Origin of the sequence: Affinirhizobium helianthi (assembly GCF_042680945.1) — a bacterium.
In the GTDB taxonomy this organism is placed as follows: Bacteria; Pseudomonadota; Alphaproteobacteria; order Rhizobiales; family Rhizobiaceae; genus Neorhizobium; species Neorhizobium helianthi.
The window spans coordinates 1-1476 of the sequence record NZ_JBHUEQ010000028.1 but is presented as its reverse complement, the minus strand read 5'-3'; the positions used below and the strand labels follow the sequence as shown (position 1 = coordinate 1476).

2 protein-coding genes and 1 pseudogene are annotated in these 1476 nt (G+C 51.4%); all 3 read left to right on the top strand.

The features are described from left to right. Nucleotides 1-845 (top strand): hypothetical protein (locus ACFSE1_RS16650; protein ID WP_377403769.1); only part of this gene is annotated, 845 nt, incomplete at its 5' end. Nucleotides 846-857: 12 nt separating this feature from the next. After that, nucleotides 858-1298: a hypothetical protein gene (locus ACFSE1_RS16645; RefSeq protein WP_377403766.1), complete on the top strand. Its 441-nt coding sequence runs from the start codon at nt 858-860 to the stop codon at nt 1296-1298. Between the two features lie 9 nt (nt 1299-1307). Continuing rightward, nucleotides 1308-1476 (top strand): annotated as a pseudogene (locus tag ACFSE1_RS16640) (DUF2169 domain-containing protein); the annotation flags it as partial.

Sequence of the window (1476 nt, the reverse complement as noted above, 5' to 3'; positions counted from 1 at the left end):
AATCTGCCTGGAACGCACGTCCTTCCGTGGATGACGTGGTCGACTTCGGCAGAGATGTCGGTCACGGCATAGCCAACACAGCCGAATATACCTGGAATAACCCCGGCCAATCGGCAACAAACGTCGCCACCTGGACAGGTGATGCCCTCAAAGGCCTATGGACGGGTGTAACCAACGCCTACGACAAGGGTGGCGTTGCTCAGGCAGGCGGACATCTGGCTGCAACAGCACTCGGCATAGCCAACCCTCTTAAGAAGGCCAAAGCCGCTGGCGAAGGCCTCGAACTCGCAAGCGATGTCGCAAAGGCGGAGCATCGGTTAAAGGAGGCCGAAGAGGCCGGGAGGAATGTTAAGGCCTTAGAAAGTAAAGCGGAGCAAGGCGTCGCATCAGGTGACGGGGGCGTTAGAAACACTTCCAAAAAGCGAACCAAAAACCCTTGTGATCATCTTGCAAAAGGTAATCCAAACGGAAAGGGACCGTACCGTGGCGGATCGTATGATGGGACCCGGGGTGCACGTGAGGATCGCGAGTCAGACCATATTCCATCTAAATCAGTCTCTCCGCTTAATGAGGGAAGGAGCCCAGCGATTTCAAAAGACAAACCTGATCATCGAAAGGCACGGAGTACTGGAAGTGGTCGACGAGCGCAGGAGTGGCGGGAAAAGCAACAAACTTTGATCGATTCTGGTAGATACAGAGATGCCGCTGCAATGGATTATAGGGATACACGTCGTGTCGCTAAAGAGAGCGGGAATCTAAGAAAATACAACGAGGCACTACAGGAGCGGTCGGCGTACCAAAAATGCCTTGAGAAACACGGCCTCCTTCCAGGCAAACAAAAGTAAAGGATGAAAAGAATGGAATGGGAAATTTTTCCATTTTCAGGCGTCGGACCAATAAAATTTGGAATGACGCCTAAGGAAGTTGAAGCAATCATCGGACGCGCGGATCCATTTGACCAAGATATCGATTACATCCGTGAATACCGCGATATTGATCTGCCTATAATTTCATACGACAAGATCGGCGTTACAGAAATAGAGGCATTTTATGATGTGAAGCGGGTAATTTTCAAAAGCAGAATGATTTTTGAAGAGCCCGGCCGGTCGATTCTTCAATTTCTCGAGCAGGAGAACGGCGGCGCAGTGCATAACGTTGGAGTTGTGTTATTCAACAATATCGGTATCACGACTGGTCGACTTGACCAGAGCACCCCCGGTGATTGGTCCATAACTGCCTTCTCTCAGGGATTGTGGGATGATCGAATTTCACGATTCAAGAAAATCACATTTTTTTAGCGAACGTTAGCTACCTCGCTTGCCTTATCGGCACTGGGTTTCCTCGGCTACGCCGGCTTGTCTACGTGCGAAGGCGTCATCTCGGGTCCATGGGCGGACGCGGGAACAGCTCTTGCCGGAACCTATGACGATGACTGGGTCGCAAATCGCCATCCGCTGCTGCCGCATGACTTCGACT

Excerpts from the sequence above, each read along its gene's own strand:
- ACFSE1_RS16645 (WP_377403766.1), top strand. The coding sequence starts at position 858 with ATGGAATGGGAAATTTTTCCATTTTCAGGCGTCGGACCAATAAAATTT.